Source organism: Streptomyces sp. NPDC090445 (assembly GCF_044769385.1).
Lineage (GTDB): Bacteria > Actinomycetota > Actinomycetes > Streptomycetales > Streptomycetaceae > Streptomyces.
Map to the genome: position 1 here is coordinate 65071 of NZ_JBIVXV010000004.1, position 15678 is coordinate 80748.

Annotated in this window: 24 protein-coding genes; all 24 read left to right on the forward strand. The window is 68.7% G+C overall.

The annotated features are described in order from the left end of the window. Nucleotides 1-41 precede the first annotated feature (41 nt). Nucleotides 42-446 (forward strand): DUF2304 family protein, encoded by a 405-nt coding sequence (locus tag ACIQUT_RS11090; protein WP_403561763.1) that lies wholly within the window; start codon nucleotides 42-44, stop codon nucleotides 444-446. Then, on the forward strand, nucleotides 443-1249 hold the full coding sequence (locus ACIQUT_RS11095; RefSeq protein WP_403561765.1) for a glycosyltransferase family 2 protein: 807 nt from the start codon (nucleotides 443-445) through the stop codon (nucleotides 1247-1249). Before ACIQUT_RS11090 ends, ACIQUT_RS11095 begins: the two co-directional genes overlap by 4 nt. Nucleotides 1250-1258: 9 nt before the next feature. Beyond that, nucleotides 1259-2143 carry a glycosyltransferase family 2 protein gene (locus ACIQUT_RS11100; protein WP_403561767.1) on the forward strand — a complete coding sequence of 295 codons (885 nt, stop codon included), beginning with the start codon at nucleotides 1259-1261 and terminating at the stop codon, nucleotides 2141-2143. Nucleotides 2144-2167: 24 nt separating this feature from the next. Continuing rightward, nucleotides 2168-3466, forward strand: coding sequence for a hypothetical protein (locus tag ACIQUT_RS11105; protein ID WP_403561769.1), 1299 nt, complete (start codon nucleotides 2168-2170; stop codon nucleotides 3464-3466). 6 nt (nucleotides 3467-3472) lie between these two features. Then, the gene (locus ACIQUT_RS11110) at nucleotides 3473-5293 is read left to right on the forward strand and encodes a hypothetical protein (RefSeq protein WP_403561771.1); all 1821 of its coding nucleotides are present in this window, start codon (nucleotides 3473-3475) and stop codon (nucleotides 5291-5293) included. Between the two features lie 279 nt (nucleotides 5294-5572). Beyond that, on the forward strand, nucleotides 5573-6787 hold the full coding sequence (locus ACIQUT_RS11115) for a hypothetical protein (protein WP_403561773.1): 1215 nt from the start codon (nucleotides 5573-5575) through the stop codon (nucleotides 6785-6787). Between the two features lie 496 nt (nucleotides 6788-7283). Next, nucleotides 7284-7592 (forward strand): 30S ribosomal protein S10, encoded by a 309-nt coding sequence (gene rpsJ, locus ACIQUT_RS11120; RefSeq protein ID WP_003948644.1) that lies wholly within the window; start codon nucleotides 7284-7286, stop codon nucleotides 7590-7592. Between the two features lie 14 nt (nucleotides 7593-7606). Beyond that, on the forward strand, nucleotides 7607-8251 hold the full coding sequence (rplC, locus tag ACIQUT_RS11125) for a 50S ribosomal protein L3 (RefSeq protein WP_361090689.1): 645 nt from the start codon (nucleotides 7607-7609) through the stop codon (nucleotides 8249-8251). Nucleotides 8252-8256: 5 nt separating this feature from the next. Then, nucleotides 8257-8907: a 50S ribosomal protein L4 gene (rplD, locus tag ACIQUT_RS11130; protein ID WP_125540845.1), complete on the forward strand. Its 651-nt coding sequence runs from the start codon at nucleotides 8257-8259 to the stop codon at nucleotides 8905-8907. Beyond that, entirely contained in the window at nucleotides 8907-9230 is a 324-nt protein-coding gene (gene rplW / locus ACIQUT_RS11135; RefSeq protein ID WP_030298212.1) for a 50S ribosomal protein L23, read from the forward strand. The genes rplD and rplW overlap by 1 nt, the downstream gene beginning before the upstream one ends. A gap of 40 nt (nucleotides 9231-9270) precedes the next feature. Beyond that, on the forward strand, nucleotides 9271-10107 hold the full coding sequence (rplB, locus tag ACIQUT_RS11140) for a 50S ribosomal protein L2 (RefSeq protein ID WP_114053737.1): 837 nt from the start codon (nucleotides 9271-9273) through the stop codon (nucleotides 10105-10107). 12 nt (nucleotides 10108-10119) lie between these two features. Beyond that, nucleotides 10120-10401: a 30S ribosomal protein S19 gene (rpsS, locus tag ACIQUT_RS11145; RefSeq protein WP_361913648.1), complete on the forward strand. Its 282-nt coding sequence runs from the start codon at nucleotides 10120-10122 to the stop codon at nucleotides 10399-10401. 42 nt (nucleotides 10402-10443) lie between these two features. Beyond that, a complete protein-coding gene (gene rplV, locus ACIQUT_RS11150; RefSeq protein WP_385428049.1) occupies nucleotides 10444-10791 on the forward strand; it encodes a 50S ribosomal protein L22 in 348 nt (115 codons plus the stop codon). Further along, nucleotides 10791-11630 (forward strand): 30S ribosomal protein S3, encoded by an 840-nt coding sequence (gene rpsC, locus ACIQUT_RS11155; protein ID WP_179173312.1) that lies wholly within the window; start codon nucleotides 10791-10793, stop codon nucleotides 11628-11630. The genes rplV and rpsC overlap by 1 nt, the downstream gene beginning before the upstream one ends. 5 nt (nucleotides 11631-11635) lie before the next feature. Beyond that, a complete protein-coding gene (gene rplP / locus ACIQUT_RS11160) occupies nucleotides 11636-12055 on the forward strand; it encodes a 50S ribosomal protein L16 (RefSeq protein WP_352193895.1) in 420 nt (139 codons plus the stop codon). Beyond that, nucleotides 12055-12279 (forward strand): 50S ribosomal protein L29, encoded by a 225-nt coding sequence (rpmC, locus tag ACIQUT_RS11165; RefSeq protein WP_125540842.1) that lies wholly within the window; start codon nucleotides 12055-12057, stop codon nucleotides 12277-12279. Before rplP ends, rpmC begins: the two co-directional genes overlap by 1 nt. Continuing rightward, the gene (rpsQ, locus tag ACIQUT_RS11170) at nucleotides 12279-12560 is read left to right on the forward strand and encodes a 30S ribosomal protein S17 (RefSeq protein WP_079429300.1); all 282 of its coding nucleotides are present in this window, start codon (nucleotides 12279-12281) and stop codon (nucleotides 12558-12560) included. Before rpmC ends, rpsQ begins: the two co-directional genes overlap by 1 nt. A gap of 102 nt (nucleotides 12561-12662) precedes the next feature. Continuing rightward, nucleotides 12663-13031, forward strand: coding sequence for a 50S ribosomal protein L14 (gene rplN / locus ACIQUT_RS11175; RefSeq protein ID WP_003956455.1), 369 nt, complete (start codon nucleotides 12663-12665; stop codon nucleotides 13029-13031). Between the two features lie 2 nt (nucleotides 13032-13033). Next, the gene (gene rplX, locus ACIQUT_RS11180) at nucleotides 13034-13345 is read left to right on the forward strand and encodes a 50S ribosomal protein L24 (protein WP_179173314.1); all 312 of its coding nucleotides are present in this window, start codon (nucleotides 13034-13036) and stop codon (nucleotides 13343-13345) included. Further along, the gene (rplE, locus tag ACIQUT_RS11185; RefSeq protein WP_403561778.1) at nucleotides 13345-13893 is read left to right on the forward strand and encodes a 50S ribosomal protein L5; all 549 of its coding nucleotides are present in this window, start codon (nucleotides 13345-13347) and stop codon (nucleotides 13891-13893) included. The genes rplX and rplE overlap by 1 nt, the downstream gene beginning before the upstream one ends. A 5-nt stretch (nucleotides 13894-13898) precedes the next feature. Further along, nucleotides 13899-14084 (forward strand): type Z 30S ribosomal protein S14, encoded by a 186-nt coding sequence (locus ACIQUT_RS11190; RefSeq protein ID WP_003956452.1) that lies wholly within the window; start codon nucleotides 13899-13901, stop codon nucleotides 14082-14084. A 220-nt stretch (nucleotides 14085-14304) separates the two neighbouring features. Next, nucleotides 14305-14703 (forward strand): 30S ribosomal protein S8, encoded by a 399-nt coding sequence (rpsH, locus tag ACIQUT_RS11195; RefSeq protein ID WP_042812335.1) that lies wholly within the window; start codon nucleotides 14305-14307, stop codon nucleotides 14701-14703. Between the two features lie 20 nt (nucleotides 14704-14723). Further along, a complete protein-coding gene (gene rplF / locus ACIQUT_RS11200) occupies nucleotides 14724-15263 on the forward strand; it encodes a 50S ribosomal protein L6 (RefSeq protein ID WP_114053744.1) in 540 nt (179 codons plus the stop codon). A 4-nt stretch (nucleotides 15264-15267) separates the two neighbouring features. Then, the gene (gene rplR / locus ACIQUT_RS11205; protein ID WP_114053745.1) at nucleotides 15268-15651 is read left to right on the forward strand and encodes a 50S ribosomal protein L18; all 384 of its coding nucleotides are present in this window, start codon (nucleotides 15268-15270) and stop codon (nucleotides 15649-15651) included. The last annotated feature ends 27 nt before the right edge of the window (nucleotides 15652-15678 follow it).

Sequence of the window (15678 nt, forward strand, 5' to 3'; positions counted from 1 at the left end):
AAGATGTTTGGCTTCTTCGCGCGAAAGGCGAGCCGTCCGCCGTGCAACTCTCCGTCTTGACCTCCGTCACCGGTCTTCTGGTGCTGGGGTACATCCTTGAGCTGCTGCGCCGTCAGCAACTGCGGGAGAAGTACGCCGCGATATGGCTCGCCATCGGCTTGGTGGTCGCGCCGCTCGGATTCGTGCCCGACCTGCTGGACCCGGTCGCCCGCAGCCTCGGTGTCGCCTCCGGCGTGAGCCTGGTGCTGTTCGTCGGATTCGTGCTCGTCCTGCTCGTCAGCCTCCACCTCAGCTGGGAGACCAGCAGGTTGGAAGCCGAGACGCGAACCCTCGCAGAGGACGTCGCCCTGATCCGCGCGCACCTTGTCCAGCAGGGTGGTTACCCCAGCACGTCGCCGCGCACGGAGGAGTCCGGCGCCGCCATCGAGGCACAGGTGAAGCCGTGAACGACGGTCGTCGTGTTCTGATCATTCTTCCTGCCTGGAACGAGGAGGACGGCCTGCCGTCCGTCCTGCGCGAGATCCAGGAGCAACTGCCCTACGTCGACACCCTGGTGGTGGACGACGGCTCGGCGGACAACACCGCGGCAGTGGCCAGGGCAGCCGGTTCGGCCGTGGCCCAGCTCCCCTTCAACCTCGGTGTCGGCGGCGCGATGCGCCTCGGCTACCGCTACGCGCAGCAGCACGGCTACGACGTCGCGATCCAGGTGGACGCCGACGGCCAGCACGACCCGTCGTACGTTCCGGCACTCCTCGAACGCCTCGCCGCCGGCGAAGCCGACCTCGTCATCGGTGCCCGGTTCGCGGGCGACGGCGAGTACAAGGCCCGCGGCCCCCGCAAGTGGGCGATGTCGCTGCTGTCCGTGATCCTCTCCCGGGTCACCCGGACCAAGCTGACCGACACCACCTCGGGCTTCCGGGCCTGCAACCGGCCGCTCATCGAGTTCTTCGCCCGCTGGTACCCCGTGGAGTACCTCGGCGACACCATCGAGTCCATGGTCGGGGCGGCCCGCTCCGGCTTCACCGTCCGCCAGATACCCGTGGCCATGCGGGAGCGGACGACGGGACGGCCGAGCGCCTCTCCGTTCAGGGCGACGGTGTACCTCGCCCGGGCCGGCCTGGTGCTGCTGCTCGCGATGATCCGCCGCATGCCCGAGGAGCTGCGGGCGTTCACGCCCGGCTCCCCGGCGTACACCGCCTTCCAGCAGGACGCCGCCGAGCGGCGCGGGCGCGAGCTGACCAAGGCCTAGGCGGAGAACATGTCGCGTTTCGAGATCCTCCTGCCGTACTACGGCGACGTCTCGCTGATGCAGGACGCAGTGCGCAGCGTCCTGGTCCAGGGCGGCGACGACTGGCGTCTCACCGTCGTCGACGACGGCCGGGAGCCGGGAGTCCCCGAGTGGTTCGAGGAACTGGCCGACCCCCGGGTCCGCTACTTCCGCAACGAGCGCAACCTCGGTGTGACCGGCAACTTCAACCGGTGCGTCGAACTCGCCGAGTACGCGTACCTGGTGCTCATGGGCTGCGACGACCTCATGCACCCCGACTACCTCGACGTGGTGCGGGCGGCGGCCGATCGTGAGCCGACCGCGGCGATGATCCAGCCCGGCGTCGAGGTGATCGGCACCGACGGCCTGCCGTACGACACCCTGGGCGACCGGACCAAGCGCAAGCTGTACGCGCCCAAGGGGCCGGGCCGGGCGCTGCTCGGCGGCGAGGAGCTGGCCGTCAGCCTGCTCCGCGGCAACTGGCTGTACTTCCCGTCGATCTGCTGGCGCACGGAGGCGGTCAAGCGCTTCGGCTTCCGCACGGACCTCGGCGTGATCCAGGACCTCGCCCTGGTCGTCGACCTGCTGGTGGCGGGGGAGACCCTGGCCACCACCCCGGAGGTCTGCTTCAGCTACCGCCGGCACGCCGGGAGCGAATCCTCGGCCAAGGCCTACACCGGCCAGCGGTTCGAGGAAGCCAAGCGCTTCTTCGTGGAGACCGCCGACCGCCTGGACCGGCACGGCTGGCCGCGCGCTGCCAAGGCCTCCCGCTTCCACCTCTCCTCCCGGCTGCACGCGCTCACCCTGCTGCCCGGCGCCGCCAAGTACGCCGGCCGCGCCGGTGTCGGCGCGATGCTCCGCCACGCCGCGCGCTGAGCGCGCGACCGTCGAAGGCTTTCCATGAATCCGGTCACGAAGCTGCTCAAAGCCCTGCCCCCCGGGACCGCCATGGTCGCGGGGGGCACCGCTGTGCTCGGTGCCGCCTCCTACATCCATCTCGCGGTGGCCGGCCACAGCCTGCCCAAGGCCGGCATGGCCGGGGTCTCCGTGTTGTGGACCCTGGTGATGTCCGTCGGGATCGGCCTGTTCTTCCCGGTCGAGCAGGAGCTCACCCGTATCGTCGCGGCCCGGGCGGTACGCGGTGAGGGCGTCGCGCCGGTGCTCCGGAAGGCGGGGGTGCTGACCGCAGGCATCCTCGCCGCGGTACTCGGCGCACTCGCCGCCTTCGCCCGGCCGATCGCCGACCGGCTCTTCCACGGCGACCTCCAGATGGTCGCCGCCCTGGGCGCAGCCTTCGTCGGGATGGCCCTGTGCTACCTCACGCGGGGCGTGCTGGCCGGCACCGGCCGGTTCACCGCGTACGGCTCCCAGCTCGCGATCGACGGCGGCCTGCGGATCGCACTGGCCTTCGCCTGCGCGGCCGCGGGACTGCACTCCGCGCTCGCCTTCAGCCTCATCCTGGTGGTGGCGCCGCTCGTCGCCCTGCTGGCAACGCTCCGCCCCACCCTGGGCGCGGCGCGCCCCGGCGGTACGATCCGCACCCCGGAGCTGGTGCGCGGCCTCGGGCCGCTGATCGCGTCCACCCTGCTGGCCCAGGTGGTGGTCAACGCGGCGGTGATGAGCACCCAGCTGCTCGAACCGGACCGGACCGAATTGATCGCGGCCCTGCTCAGCGCCCTGGTGCTGGCCCGGGTGCCGCTGTTCGTCTTCGGCTCGCTCCAGGCCTCGCTGCTGTCCGGCCTGTCCACCGTGGTGGCTGCCGGCGACCACCAGGGCTTCGCCCGGATGCTGCGCAAGGCCTGCCTGGTGGTGCTCGGCCTCGGCACCGTCGGCGCCGTACCCGCCGTCGCGATCGGTCCCTGGCTGATCGAGGTCCTGTTCGGCGCCACCCCCGGCCAGCTCGGCCGCACGGACTTCCTGTGGTTCGCCGCCGGGACGACCTGCTACATGCTGGCGATGGTCCTCGGCCAGGCCCAGATGGTGCTGCACAAGCACCGCGCCCAGTTGGCCTGCTGGGCGTTCGGCACCGCGGTGCTGCTCGGCATCACGCTGCTCCCCGGCGACATCGCGCTGCGGGTGGGCCTCGCCTATGCGATCGGCTCGCTGGCCACCGCCGCTTCGATGCTGCTGACCCTGCGCGGCGCCGTGCCGCGCCGCAGCACCGCACCCGTACTCGACGGACACCTCACGGAAGTGTGATCTGGCATGACTCGCCTGGCCCCCCAGCCCACCGCCGACCCGGAAACCGACCGGCCGGTCGGGGATCCTCCGGCGGACAGCCGCACCCGGACGGGGTGGTGGCACGCCCGCTGGGTGGTGCCGACGGCGCTGGCTGCCGGGTACGTGCTCAACGTGCTGTTCCGGCTGTCGCTGGTCACGAGGCAGCACTACCCGACGGTCAACCCCGACGAGCCCATGTACCTGGTCATGGCCAGGATCATGGCCGGCCGGCCGACCACCGAGATCCCCGGCAACCAGGTGATCCCCGGCGGCTACTCGCTGCTCATCTCGCCCGCCCTGCGGATCACGCAGGACCCGGTGTTCGCCTACCACCTGATCATGGGCATCAACGCGCTGATCAGCTGCCTGCTGCTGCCGGTGGCCTACTGCGCGCTGCGCCGGCTGGACGTCTCCAGGCCGGTCGCGTACATCGTCGCCGGCGCCGCGGTGCTGCTGCCGCCGGTGGTCTTCTACTCGCAGTTCGCCATGGCCGACACCCCGCTGCCGGTCCTGGTGCTGACGTGGCTGATCGGCATCCACGGCCTGTTCTCCGAGGGGACCCGCCGCCGGCGGATCGCGTTCGGCCTGCTGGCCGCCTTCGCCGCCGGGTACTGCCTGCTCACCCATGACCGCGGCGGCGTGATCATCGCACTGACCGCGCTGGTGCTGCTGGCGCTGCTGGTCCGGGGCTGGGCCCCCCGGATCGCCGGCGTGCTGGCGCTGGCCGTGCTGGCCGCCATGTTCGTCGCCAAGCAGCTCATGACCGCCTATCTGATGTCCCGGATCGACGGCGCCCGTCCGAGCGAGGTCGGCAACGCCGTCTTCCAGACGCTGCAGAACACGCAGTTGATGCGCCGCACCCTCATGCGGATGGTCGGCCACCTCTGGTACTTCATGACGAGCACCTGGGGCCTGGGCGCGTTGACCCTGGTGGTCTGCGTGTACGCGGTGTTCAGCGGGCGCTTCAGCCGGGCCGATCGCGTGGTGGCCTTCCTGATGGTCGCGCTGCTGGGGGGCATCGCCCTGGCGGCGGCCGCCGGACTCCCCGACGACCACCGGATCGACACCATCGTCTACGCGCGCTACCTGTCCCCGCTGGTTGCGGTGTACGTGCTGGTGGCGGCTGCGGTCCTGTACCGCGTCCGCAGCCGGAAGAAGACCGCCGCACTCGGCGCAGCCGCGGCAGGCGTGACGCTGGCCCTCGCGGTCGTGCTGATCCACATGGGCGCCGAGGAACTCCGCAAGTCCTTCTTCCTCGTGTGGGGCCTGCCCGACGTGACCTTCCTCGCCAGCCGCCTGTCGGGGGACTGGGAGAGCTTCCGTGCGGCGCGCACCACGGCGGTCGCCCTGCTCGCGCTCGCGGTCCTGCTGCTGCCGGTTCTGCTCGGCGGCACCCGCCGGGCCCGGCTCGCCGCCGGTGGCTTCGGGGTGGCGCTGGCGCTGCTCGCGGGCTACGCGACCGTCTCCATCACCAACCACGTCACCAAGCCCTTCACCGCGGGGCGTTACTACGACGCCTCCGGATTCGTCAAGGAAGCCGGCATCCGGCCCGGCGACCGCCTGGTGATGGACAAGGACTTCCGCTGGGAGCCCCAGGTGACGATGTCCTTCCAGGTGCTCGACGGACGGGTGTGGACCCGCTATCTGATCAAGAACGAGACCCCGCCGGCGGAAGCCAACGTCGCCGTGCTCGCCCTCTTCGACCGCAAGGCCCCCGCCACCGACAGCTGGCGCAATGCGCCGGCCGGCTGGTACGTGGACCGGCACATCGGCAAGCGCGAGTACGTGGTCTGGCGCCGCGGATAGGGCAAGGAAGACGGCGGGGCCCCCGGACGCGGTCCGGGGGCCCCGCCTCGGCGTTCAGGGGTACGGGCAGCGGCAGCGATGCGGGGGGCCGTCCGCTTCCGGCGAGGAGCGGGGCCGGGCTGTCAGTACCCGCCAGTAGCATCCGCCGTGACAGGTGCAGATCACCGGGGCGGACGCGCCGCAGGGGGCGGGAAGGCGGCCGACTTCTGCACCGACGAATCCCGTAGGCGGGGCTCCCGGCAACGGGGCGGCCCCGCCGCGCTGCGCAAGGACATACACATGGCCGACAACGGCAACGGCAACGGCAACGGCAACGGCAAGGACGACAGGGCGGGGGTCTCCGACGAGGAGTGGGCCCGGTTCCTGGAGCAGGCCGAGGCGGGCATGGCCACCGCCCCCAAGGAACCCTCCGCACGGGCCCGCGAGGTCACGGCCCGGCTGCGCCGCGAGGAGGAGCAGCGGGCCAAGGCGGCGAAGAAGAAGTGGGGGAGGAAGGGCGGGGGCCGGCCCGGCGACCCGCCCGGCTGGCGCACCGGCCCGGCCTGGCAGGAGCTGGAGGGCCGGGGGAGGGGCCGGCGGCGTCTCAAGGCGGGCCTGGCCATCGCGGCCATCGCCGCCCTCGCGCTGGTCGCCCTGCGGCCGGAGCTCGTCATCGACCGCCTCACCGGCAAGGCCGCGCAGCGCGGGGCCGAGGCCTCCCGGGGGCCGCTGCCCGCCGAGACGGCCCGCCCCGGTGCCGCGCCGTCCGAGACCCTCCCCGACCGGCCGACGCTGCGGGAGCCGTTCCGGGGCTCCCCGGCCGCGCAGTGGGCCGACGGGGCCGCCGGCATCGAGGTGCCGGAGGCGCAGGCCCTGAACGGGGTGTCGAAGGAGTACGTCGCCGAGGGCCTGGCCCGCACCAAGCGGTTCCTGGTCGCGGCCAACCTCGATCCGGCGACCCTGCGGGGCGAGCGGCCCCAGCCGGCGCTGGACCTGATCGACCCGGCCCAGGACGAGCTCGTCGCCCTGGTGGAGCGGTCGCTGGCGACGCCGGACCGGGACAGCGACCCGCTGCACCTGTTCACCCGGTTCAAGGCCGCCGAGATACGGCCCGCCGGGGACGTGGTGAAGGTCCGCGGCCGGATGGAGCTGCAGCCCGGGGACAAGCCGGGCCTCGTGGACGTGGTCGTCGACTACACGTTCGTGTACCCGGTGGTCGAGGCGCGGGCGGGCGCGGAGGAGGTCACGCGCTCGATCGTGCGCAGGCAGATGGAGTTCACGATCGCCGACCCGGTGCGCTGGCGGGTCAAGCCCGGAACGCTGCAGCTCGGGGCGTACGCGGCCGACACGGCGAACACCTCGTGCGACCGGTGGGACGGGTACCTGCACCCCGAGTTCCCCGGGCGGCCGGCGACCGGCACCGCCCCCTCCGGGACCCCGCAGGACCCGTACGACCGCAGCAAGGACATCCGGAGCGGCCAGGGGGAGGGCTGCACCGCGGCCTCACGGCTCTGACCGGCCCGATCGTGCAGCCGGACGGCGCAGGGGGCGCCCGGGACCGGTTCCCGGGCGCCGGCCGCGTGGCGCGGTTTGATCGCTCACGGGGGAGGGGTATTCTCTTCCGCCCGATTGGCCAGGTACGCGCCTCGTATGGCAGACTACTCAAGTTGCTCGGCTGAGTGTCGATGCTGCGCGCCTCCCGCCGGGAGGACCGGAAGCGAGTCCCACAGTACTCGTCGCCTTTATCTGCCTCACGGGGCAGCAATGGGGCGGACGTACGGGAATCTTCCGGGAAGCGTCAGCACGGTGCCGGCCAGGCGCTCGGTGGGTGTTTCTCCCCCGAAACGCGGTCCAGGGACCGCACCCCCTGAACAAGGGAATTTCCGTATGGGAATTTTCTGGGAGGGAGTGCGACACGCCCGACCGCGGGGGTCGGAGAGAAGCGGTGGAGAGATCCACAGCCGGCCGAGGGCCAGAGCGTTTCCACAACAGACAGGACTACGGAGTAGCCATGGCGGGACAGAAGATCCGCATCCGGCTCAAGGCCTACGACCACGAGGTCATCGACTCCTCGGCGAAGAAGATCGTCGAGACGGTGACCCGCACTGGTGCGTCGGTCGCGGGCCCGGTGCCGCTGCCCACTGAGAAGAACGTGTACTGCGTCATCAAGTCGCCGCACAAGTACAAGGACTCGCGCGAGCACTTCGAGATGCGCACGCACAAGCGCCTGATCGACATCCTCGACCCGACGCCCAAGACCGTTGACTCGCTGATGCGCCTGGACCTTCCGGCCGGCGTTGACATCGAGATCAAGCTCTGAGAGGCGTCGAGAAGATGGCAAAGCAGATCAAGGGCGTCCTGGGCGAGAAGCTCGGCATGACCCAGGTCTGGGACGAGAACAACCGTGTCGTCCCGGTTACCGTCGTCAAGGCCGGTCCCTGCGTCGTCACCCAGGTCCGTACCAACGACACCGACGGCTACGAGTCGGTCCAGATCGCCTTCGGCGAGATCGACCCGCGCAAGGTGAACAAGCCCCTCAAGGGCCACTTCGCCAAGGCCGACGTCACCCCCCGCCGCCACCTGGTGGAGCTCCGCACCTCCGACGCCAGCGAGTACACGCTCGGCCAGGAGATCACCGCGGCCGTGTTCGAGTCCGGCGTCAAGGTTGACGTCACGGGCAACAGCAAGGGCAAGGGCTTCGCCGGTGTCATGAAGCGGCACAACTTCCGGGGCCTCGGCGCCGGTCACGGTGTGCAGCGCAAGCACCGCTCCCCCGGTTCGATCGGTGGCTGCGCCACCCCTGGGCGCGTCTTCAAGGGCGTGCGCATGGCTGGTCGTATGGGCAACGAGCGCGTCACCACCCAGAACCTGACCATCCACGCGGTGGACGCGGAGAAGGGTCTGCTCCTCATCAAGGGTGCGGTCCCCGGTCCGAACGGCGGCCTCGTCCTGGTCCGTACCGCGGCCAAGGGGGCTTGAGGTTAATGAGCACCATTGACATCCTTTCGCCGGCAGGCGACAAGGCCGGTACCGTCGAGCTCCCCGCGGAGATCTTCGACGCGAAGACCAGCGTTCCGCTGATCCACCAGGTCGTCGTCGCGCAGCTGGCCGCGGCCCGTCAGGGCACGCACAAGACCAAGACCCGTGGCGAAGTCCGTGGTGGTGGCAAGAAGCCTTACCGCCAGAAGGGCACCGGCCGCGCCCGTCAGGGTTCGACCCGCGCTCCGCAGTTCGCCGGCGGTGGCGTCGTCCACGGCCCCGTGCCGCGTGACTACTCGCAGCGGACCCCGAAGAAGATGAAGGCCGCCGCCCTCCGCGGTGCCCTCTCGGACCGCGCGCGTCACTCCCGCATCCACGTCGTCACCGGCGTGGTCGAGGGTGCCGTCTCCACGAAGGCCGCCAAGACGCTGTTCGGCAAGATCACGGAGCGCAAGAACCTGCTCCTGGTCGTCGAGCGTGCCGACGAGGCCGCGTGGCTGTCCGCCCGCAACCTGCCCCAGGTGCACATCCTGGAGCCGGGCCAGCTGAACACGTACGACGTGATCGTCTCCGACGACGTGGTCTTCACCCAGGCCGCGCTGGAGTCCTTCGTGTCTGGCCCCAAGGCCGATGAGACCGAAGGGAGCGACGCCTGATGTCCGAGGCGACCGTTACCAGCAAGACCTTCACCGACCCGCGCGACCTGCTGATCAAGCCGGTTGTCTCGGAGAAGAGCTACGCGCTGCTGGACGAGAACAAGTACACGTTCATCGTCGCGCCCGGCGCCAACAAGACCCAGATCAAGCAGGCCGTCGAGGCGGTCTTCTCGGTCAAGGTCACCGGGGTCAACACGATCAACCGTCAGGGTAAGCGCAAGCGCACCAAGACCGGTTTCGGCAAGCGTGCTGACACGAAGCGCGCCATCGTGACCCTCGCTGAGGGCGACCGTATCGACATCTTCGGCGGCCAGGCCTCCTAACGGAGTCCTGAGTCGTCCGGAATCGGACGAGGACTGAGAAATGGGTATCCGCAAGTACAAGCCGACGACCCCGGGCCGTCGTGGCTCCAGCGTCGCCGACTTTGTCGAGATCACGCGGTCCACGCCGGAGAAGTCGCTGGTCCGCCCCCTGCACAGCAAGGGCGGCCGTAACAACACCGGTCGTGTGACCGTTCGCCACCAGGGCGGTGGCCACAAGCGCGCCTACCGCGTGATCGACTTCCGTCGTCACGACAAGGACGGCGTGCCGGCCAAGGTCGCGCACATCGAGTACGACCCCAACCGCACCGCGCGCATCGCGCTGCTGCACTACGCCGACGGCGAGAAGCGCTACATCATCGCGCCGCGCGGTCTGCAGCAGGGTGACCGGATTGAGAACGGCCCGACGGCCGACATCAAGCCCGGCAACAACCTGGCGCTCCGCAACATCCCGGTCGGTACGACCATCCACGCCATCGAGCTGCGTCCCGGCGGCGGTGCGAAGTTCGCCCGCTCCGCGGGTGCCTCCGTGCAGCTGCTGGCGAAGGAGGGCACCATGGCCCACCTTCGTATGCCGTCCGGTGAGATCCGTCTCGTCGACGCGCGCTGCCGCGCCACCGTCGGCGAGGTCGGCAACGCCGAGCAGTCGAACATCAACTGGGGCAAGGCCGGCCGCATGCGCTGGAAGGGCGTCCGCCCGACCGTCCGCGGTGTCGCGATGAACCCGGTTGACCACCCGCACGGTGGTGGTGAGGGCAAGACCTCCGGTGGTCGCCACCCGGTCAGCCCGTGGGGTCAGAAGGAGGGTCGTACTCGTTCGCCGAAGAAGGCTTCGAACAAGTACATCGTCCGCCGCCGCAAGACGAACAAGAAGCGCTAGGAGCGGGTTTAGATGCCGCGCAGTCTCAAGAAGGGACCCTTCGTTGACGGCCACCTCCTGAAGAAGGTGGACGTACAGAACGAAGCCGGTACCAAGAACGTCATCAAGACCTGGTCCCGTCGCTCGATGATCATCCCCAGCATGCTGGGTCACACGATCGCGGTGCACAACGGCAAGACCCATGTCCCGGTGTTCGTCACCGAGTCCATGGTCGGCCACAAGCTCGGCGAGTTCTCGCCGACTCGCACCTTCCGCGGCCACGTCAAGGACGACCGGAAGTCGAAGCGCCGCTAAAGCGGGGTGGGAACGACTATGACTTACACCGAAGGGACAACCATGGAAGCCAGGGCCCAGGCGCGGTACATCCGCGTCACGCCCATGAAGGCCCGCCGCGTGGTGGACCTCATCCGTGGCATGGATGCCACGGAGGCTCAGGCGGTCCTGCGTTTCGCTCCGCAGGCCGCGACTGTGCCGGTGGGCAAGGTGCTTGACAGCGCCATCGCCAACGCCGCGCACAACTACAACCACACGGACGCCTCCTCGCTGTTCATCAGCGAGGCGTTCGTTGACGAAGGTCCGACCCTGAAGCGGTTCCGTCCGCGTGCCCAGGGCCGTGCCTACCGGATCCGCAAGCGGACCAGCCACATCACCGTGGTCGTCAGCAGCAAGGAAGGAACCCGGTAATGGGCCAGAAGGTAAACCCGCACGGGTTCCGGCTCGGCATCACCACCGACTTCAAGTCGCGCTGGTACGCCGACAAGCTGTACAAGGACTACGTCAAGGAAGACGTCGCCATCCGTCGGATGATGACGTCCGGCATGGAGCGCGCCGGCATCTCGAAGGTTGAGATCGAGCGCACCCGTGACCGCGTGCGTGTGGACATCCACACCGCTCGTCCGGGCATCGTCATCGGCCGCCGTGGCGCCGAGGCCGACCGCATCCGCGGTGACCTCGAGAAGCTCACCGGCAAGCAGGTCCAGCTGAACATCCTCGAGGTCAAGAACCCCGAGCTCGACGCTCAGCTGGTTGCGCAGGCCGTGGCCGAGCAGCTCTCCTCCCGCGTCTCCTTCCGCCGTGCCATGCGCAAGAGCATGCAGGGCACCATGAAGGCCGGCGCCAAGGGCATCAAGATCCAGTGTGGTGGCCGTCTCGGCGGCGCCGAGATGTCCCGGTCCGAGTTCTACCGCGAGGGTCGTGTGCCGCTGCACACGCTGCGCGCGAACGTGGACTACGGCTTCTTCGAGGCCAAGACCACCTTCGGCCGCATCGGCGTGAAGGTCTGGATCTACAAGGGCGACGTCAAGAACATCGCCGAGGTTCGCGCCGAGAACGCTGCGGCCCGCGCGGGTAACCGCCCGGCCCGTGGTGCCGGCGCTGGCGACCGTCCCGCCGGCCGTGGTGGCCGCGGTGGCGAGCGCGGCGGCCGTGGTGGCCGCAAGCCGCAGCAGGCTGCCGCTGCCGAGGCCCCCAAGGCCGACGCCGCTGCCGCCGCTCCGGCCGAGAGCACCGGAACGGAGGCCTGACCGACATGCTGATCCCCCGTAGGGTCAAGCACCGCAAGCAGCACCACCCCAAGCGCCGCGGCATGGCCAAGGGTGGCACTGAGGTGGCATTCGGCGAGTACGGCATCCAGGCGCTGACCCCGGCGTACGTGACGAACCGTCAGATCGAGTCCGCTCGTATCGCCATGACCCGTCACATCAAGCGTGGCGGCAAGGTCTGGATCAACATCTACCCGGACCGTCCGCTGACGAAGAAGCCCGCCGAGACCCGCATGGGTTCCGGTAAGGGTTCCCCCGAGTGGTGGATCGCGAACGTGCACCCGGGCCGGGTCATGTTCGAGCTGTCCTACCCGAACGAGAAGATTGCGCGTGAGGCTCTCACTCGTGCGGCCCACAAGCTGCCGATGAAGTGCCGGATCGTCAAGCGCGAGGCAGGTGAGTCGTGATGGCGGCCGGTACCAAGGCGTCGGAGCTGCGCGAGCTGGGCAACGAGGAGCTCGTTGCCAAGCTGCGCGAGGCCAAGGAAGAGCTGTTCAAGCTCCGCTTCCAGGCGGCGACCGGACAGCTCGAGAACAACGGCCGGCTCAAGGCCGTCCGCAAGGACATCGCCCGGATCTACACCCTGATGCACGAGCGTGAGCTCGGCATCGAGACGGTGGAGAACGCCTGATGAGCGAGAAGAACGTGACTGAGAAGACCGAGCGCGGCTTCCGCAAGACCCGTGAGGGCCTGGTCGTCAGCGACAAGATGGACAAGACCGTCGTCGTCGCCGTCGAGGACCGCGTCAAGCACGCGCTGTACGGCAAGGTCATCCGCCGTACGAACAAGCTCAAGGCTCACGACGAGCAGAACGCTGCCGGCGTCGGCGACCGCGTCCTCATCATGGAGACGCGTCCGCTGTCGGCGAGCAAGCGCTGGCGCATCGTCGAGATCCTCGAGAAGGCCAAGTAATCACCTGAAGGGTTTCCTTCAGGTTCGTTCCGCCAGGCTCGGCCGGGGCCGCCCGCTTGAGGGCGCCCCGGCCGGGAACCGGCAGACAAACAGGAGATAGACGTGATCCAGCAGGAGTCGCGACTTCGCGTCGCCGACAACACTGGTGCCAAGGAGATCCTTTGCATCCGTGTTCTCGGTGGCTCGGGTCGCCGCTACGCGGGCATCGGTGACGTCATCGTTGCCACCGTCAAGGACGCGATCCCCGGTGGCAACGTGAAGAAGGGTGACGTCGTCAAGGCGGTCATCGTTCGCACCGTCAAGGAGCGCCGCCGCCAGGACGGCTCGTACATCCGCTTTGACGAGAACGCCGCCGTCATTCTGAAGAACGACGGCGACCCTCGCGGCACCCGCATCTTCGGCCCGGTCGGCCGTGAGCTGCGCGAGAAGAAGTTCATGAAGATCATCTCGCTCGCGCCGGAGGTGCTGTAAGCATGAAGATCAAGAAGGGCGACCTGGTCCAGGTCATCACCGGTAAGGACAAGGGCAAGCAGGGCAAGGTCGTCGCGGCCTTCCCCGGCGAGAACCGCGTCCTGGTCGAGGGTGTCAACCGGGTCAAGAAGCACACCAAGGCTGGTCCGAACCAGGCCGGCGGCATCGTGATCACCGAGGCCCCCGTCCACGTTTCGAACGTCCAGCTGGTCGTGGAGAAGGACGGCAAGAAGGTCGTCACCCGCGTCGGTTACCGCTTCGACGACGAGGGCAACAAGATCCGCGTTGCCAAGCGCACGGGTGAGGACATCTGATGGCTACTCCGCGTCTGAAGACGAAGTACCGCGAGGAGATCGCGGGCAAGCTGCGTGAGGAGTTCTCGTACGAGAACGTCATGCAGATCCCCGGCCTCGTCAAGATCGTCGTGAACATGGGTGTCGGCGACGCCGCCCGTGACTCGAAGCTGATCGACGGCGCCATCCGCGACCTCACCACGATCACCGGTCAGAAGCCGGCCGTCACCAAGGCCCGCAAGTCCATCGCGCAGTTCAAGCTGCGCGAGGGTCAGCCGATCGGTGCGCACGTCACCCTCCGTGGCGACCGCATGTGGGAGTTCCTGGACCGCACCCTGTCGCTCGCGCTGCCGCGCATCCGCGACTTCCGCGGCCTGTCCCCGAAGCAGTTCGACGGCCGTGGCAACTACACCTTCGGTCTCACGGAGCAGGTCATGTTCCACGAGATCGACCAGGACAAGATCGACCGCGTCCGGGGTATGGACATCACCGTGGTGACCACGGCGACCAACGACGCTGAGGGCCGTGCGCTCCTCCGTCACCTCGGCTTCCCCTTCAAGGAGGCGTAAGCGAGATGGCGAAGAAGGCTCTGATTGCCAAGGCTGCTCGTAAGCCCAAGTTCGGTGTGCGTGCGTACACCCGCTGCCAGCGCTGCGGCCGCCCGCACTCCGTGTACCGCAAGTTCGGCCTGTGCCGCGTGTGCCTTCGTGAGATGGCTCACCGTGGCGAGCTGCCGGGCGTGACCAAGAGCTCCTGGTAAACCCTTCTGTCCTCGGACAGTTGGGATTGCCGGTAACTCTCGGTAAGCATCTGGGTCGGCGGAGGCCCCTCCCCCATGCCGTAGGCTAGTGGGGTTGGGCGTCCGCCGCCCGCACGACTTACTACGCCGTAGGTCCCCGCACCGCACCCGTCCCGTCTCAGTACGGGGAGAGGGATGGCGCATACAGGAAACCCCGGCGAGAGAGGCCGAAGGCCAATTCATGACCATGACTGACCCGATCGCAGACATGCTCACGCGTCTGCGGAACGCTAACTCGGCGTACCACGACTCCGTCGTGATGCCGCACAGCAAGATCAAGTCGCACATCGCGGAAATCCTCAAGCAGGAGGGTTTCATCACCGGCTGGAAGGTCGAGGACGCCGAGGTCGGCAAGAACCTCGTCCTCGAGCTGAAGTTCGGCCCGAACCGCGAGCGCTCGATCGCCGGCATCAAGCGAATCTCGAAGCCGGGTCTGCGCGTTTACGCGAAGTCCACCAACCTGCCGAAGGTCCTCGGCGGCCTGGGCGTGGCGATCATCTCCACGTCCCACGGTCTCCTGACCGGCCAGCAGGCGCAGAAGAAGGGCGTGGGTGGGGAAGTCCTCGCCTACGTCTGGTAGTCGGGAACGGAGGAAAAGCTATGTCTCGTATCGGCAAGCTCCCCATCCCGGTTCCCGCCGGCGTGGACGTCACCATCGATGGCCGCACGGTTGCGGTGAAGGGCCCCAAGGGTCTCCTCTCCCACACCGTTGCCGCCCCCATCGAGATCGTTAAGGGCGAGGACGGCGTTCTGAACGTCACCCGTCCGAACGACGAGCGTCAGAACAAGGCCCTCCACGGCCTGTCCCGCACGCTGGTGGCCAACATGATCACCGGTGTGACCCAGGGATACACCAAGGCGCTCGAGATCAGCGGTGTCGGTTACCGCGTTGCCGCGAAGGGCTCCGCTCTGGAGTTCCAGCTCGGCTACAGCCACCCGATCCTGGTGGAGGCGCCCGAGGGCATCTCCTTCAAGGTCGAGTCGCCGACCAAGTTCTCGGTCGAGGGCATCGACAAGCAGAAGGTCGGCGAGGTCGCCGCCAACATCCGCAAGCTGCGGAAGCCCGACCCGTACAAGGCCAAGGGCGTCAAGTACGCGGGCGAGGTCATCCGCCGCAAGGTCGGAAAGGCTGGTAAGTAAAGCCATGGCATACGGTGTGAAGATCGCCAAGGGCGACGCTTACAAGCGCGCTGCGAAGGCGCGCCGCCACATCCGCATCCGCAAGAGCATCTCGGGTACGGCGGAGCGTCCGCGCCTCGTCGTGACCCGCTCGAACCGCGGTATCACCGCTCAGGTCATCGACGACCTCAAGGGTCACACCCTGGCGTCGGCGTCGCACCTGGACGCGTCGGTCCGCGGTGGCGAGGGTGACAAGTCCGCGCAGGCCAAGCAGGTCGGTCTCCTGGTCGCCGAGCGCGCCAAGGCCGCCGGTGTCGAGGCCGTCGTGTTCGACCGCGGTGGCAACAGGTACGCCGGGCGCATTGCCGCTCTGGCTGACGCCGCCCGCGAAGCCGGGCTGAAGTTCTAAGCCCCGGTTCCGGGACTAACGGACGTA

Coding starts and splice junctions, on each gene's coding strand:
- ACIQUT_RS11100 (WP_403561767.1), top strand. CDS start 1,259: ATGTCGCGTTTCGAGATCCTCCTGCCGTACTACGGCGACGTCTCGCTG.
- ACIQUT_RS11105 (WP_403561769.1), top strand. CDS start 2,168: ATGAATCCGGTCACGAAGCTGCTCAAAGCCCTGCCCCCCGGGACCGCC.
- ACIQUT_RS11110 (WP_403561771.1), top strand. CDS start 3,473: ATGACTCGCCTGGCCCCCCAGCCCACCGCCGACCCGGAAACCGACCGG.
- ACIQUT_RS11115 (WP_403561773.1), top strand. CDS start 5,573: ATGGCCGACAACGGCAACGGCAACGGCAACGGCAACGGCAAGGACGAC.
- rpsJ (WP_003948644.1), top strand. CDS start 7,284: ATGGCGGGACAGAAGATCCGCATCCGGCTCAAGGCCTACGACCACGAG.
- rplC (WP_361090689.1), top strand. CDS start 7,607: ATGGCAAAGCAGATCAAGGGCGTCCTGGGCGAGAAGCTCGGCATGACC.
- rplD (WP_125540845.1), top strand. CDS start 8,257: ATGAGCACCATTGACATCCTTTCGCCGGCAGGCGACAAGGCCGGTACC.
- rplW (WP_030298212.1), top strand. CDS start 8,907: ATGTCCGAGGCGACCGTTACCAGCAAGACCTTCACCGACCCGCGCGAC.
- rplB (WP_114053737.1), top strand. CDS start 9,271: ATGGGTATCCGCAAGTACAAGCCGACGACCCCGGGCCGTCGTGGCTCC.
- rpsS (WP_361913648.1), top strand. CDS start 10,120: ATGCCGCGCAGTCTCAAGAAGGGACCCTTCGTTGACGGCCACCTCCTG.
- rplV (WP_385428049.1), top strand. CDS start 10,444: ATGGAAGCCAGGGCCCAGGCGCGGTACATCCGCGTCACGCCCATGAAG.
- rpsC (WP_179173312.1), top strand. CDS start 10,791: ATGGGCCAGAAGGTAAACCCGCACGGGTTCCGGCTCGGCATCACCACC.
- rplP (WP_352193895.1), top strand. CDS start 11,636: ATGCTGATCCCCCGTAGGGTCAAGCACCGCAAGCAGCACCACCCCAAG.
- rpmC (WP_125540842.1), top strand. CDS start 12,055: ATGGCGGCCGGTACCAAGGCGTCGGAGCTGCGCGAGCTGGGCAACGAG.
- rpsQ (WP_079429300.1), top strand. CDS start 12,279: ATGAGCGAGAAGAACGTGACTGAGAAGACCGAGCGCGGCTTCCGCAAG.
- rplX (WP_179173314.1), top strand. CDS start 13,034: ATGAAGATCAAGAAGGGCGACCTGGTCCAGGTCATCACCGGTAAGGAC.
- rplE (WP_403561778.1), top strand. CDS start 13,345: ATGGCTACTCCGCGTCTGAAGACGAAGTACCGCGAGGAGATCGCGGGC.
- ACIQUT_RS11190 (WP_003956452.1), top strand. CDS start 13,899: ATGGCGAAGAAGGCTCTGATTGCCAAGGCTGCTCGTAAGCCCAAGTTC.
- rpsH (WP_042812335.1), top strand. CDS start 14,305: ATGACCATGACTGACCCGATCGCAGACATGCTCACGCGTCTGCGGAAC.
- rplF (WP_114053744.1), top strand. CDS start 14,724: ATGTCTCGTATCGGCAAGCTCCCCATCCCGGTTCCCGCCGGCGTGGAC.
- rplR (WP_114053745.1), top strand. CDS start 15,268: ATGGCATACGGTGTGAAGATCGCCAAGGGCGACGCTTACAAGCGCGCT.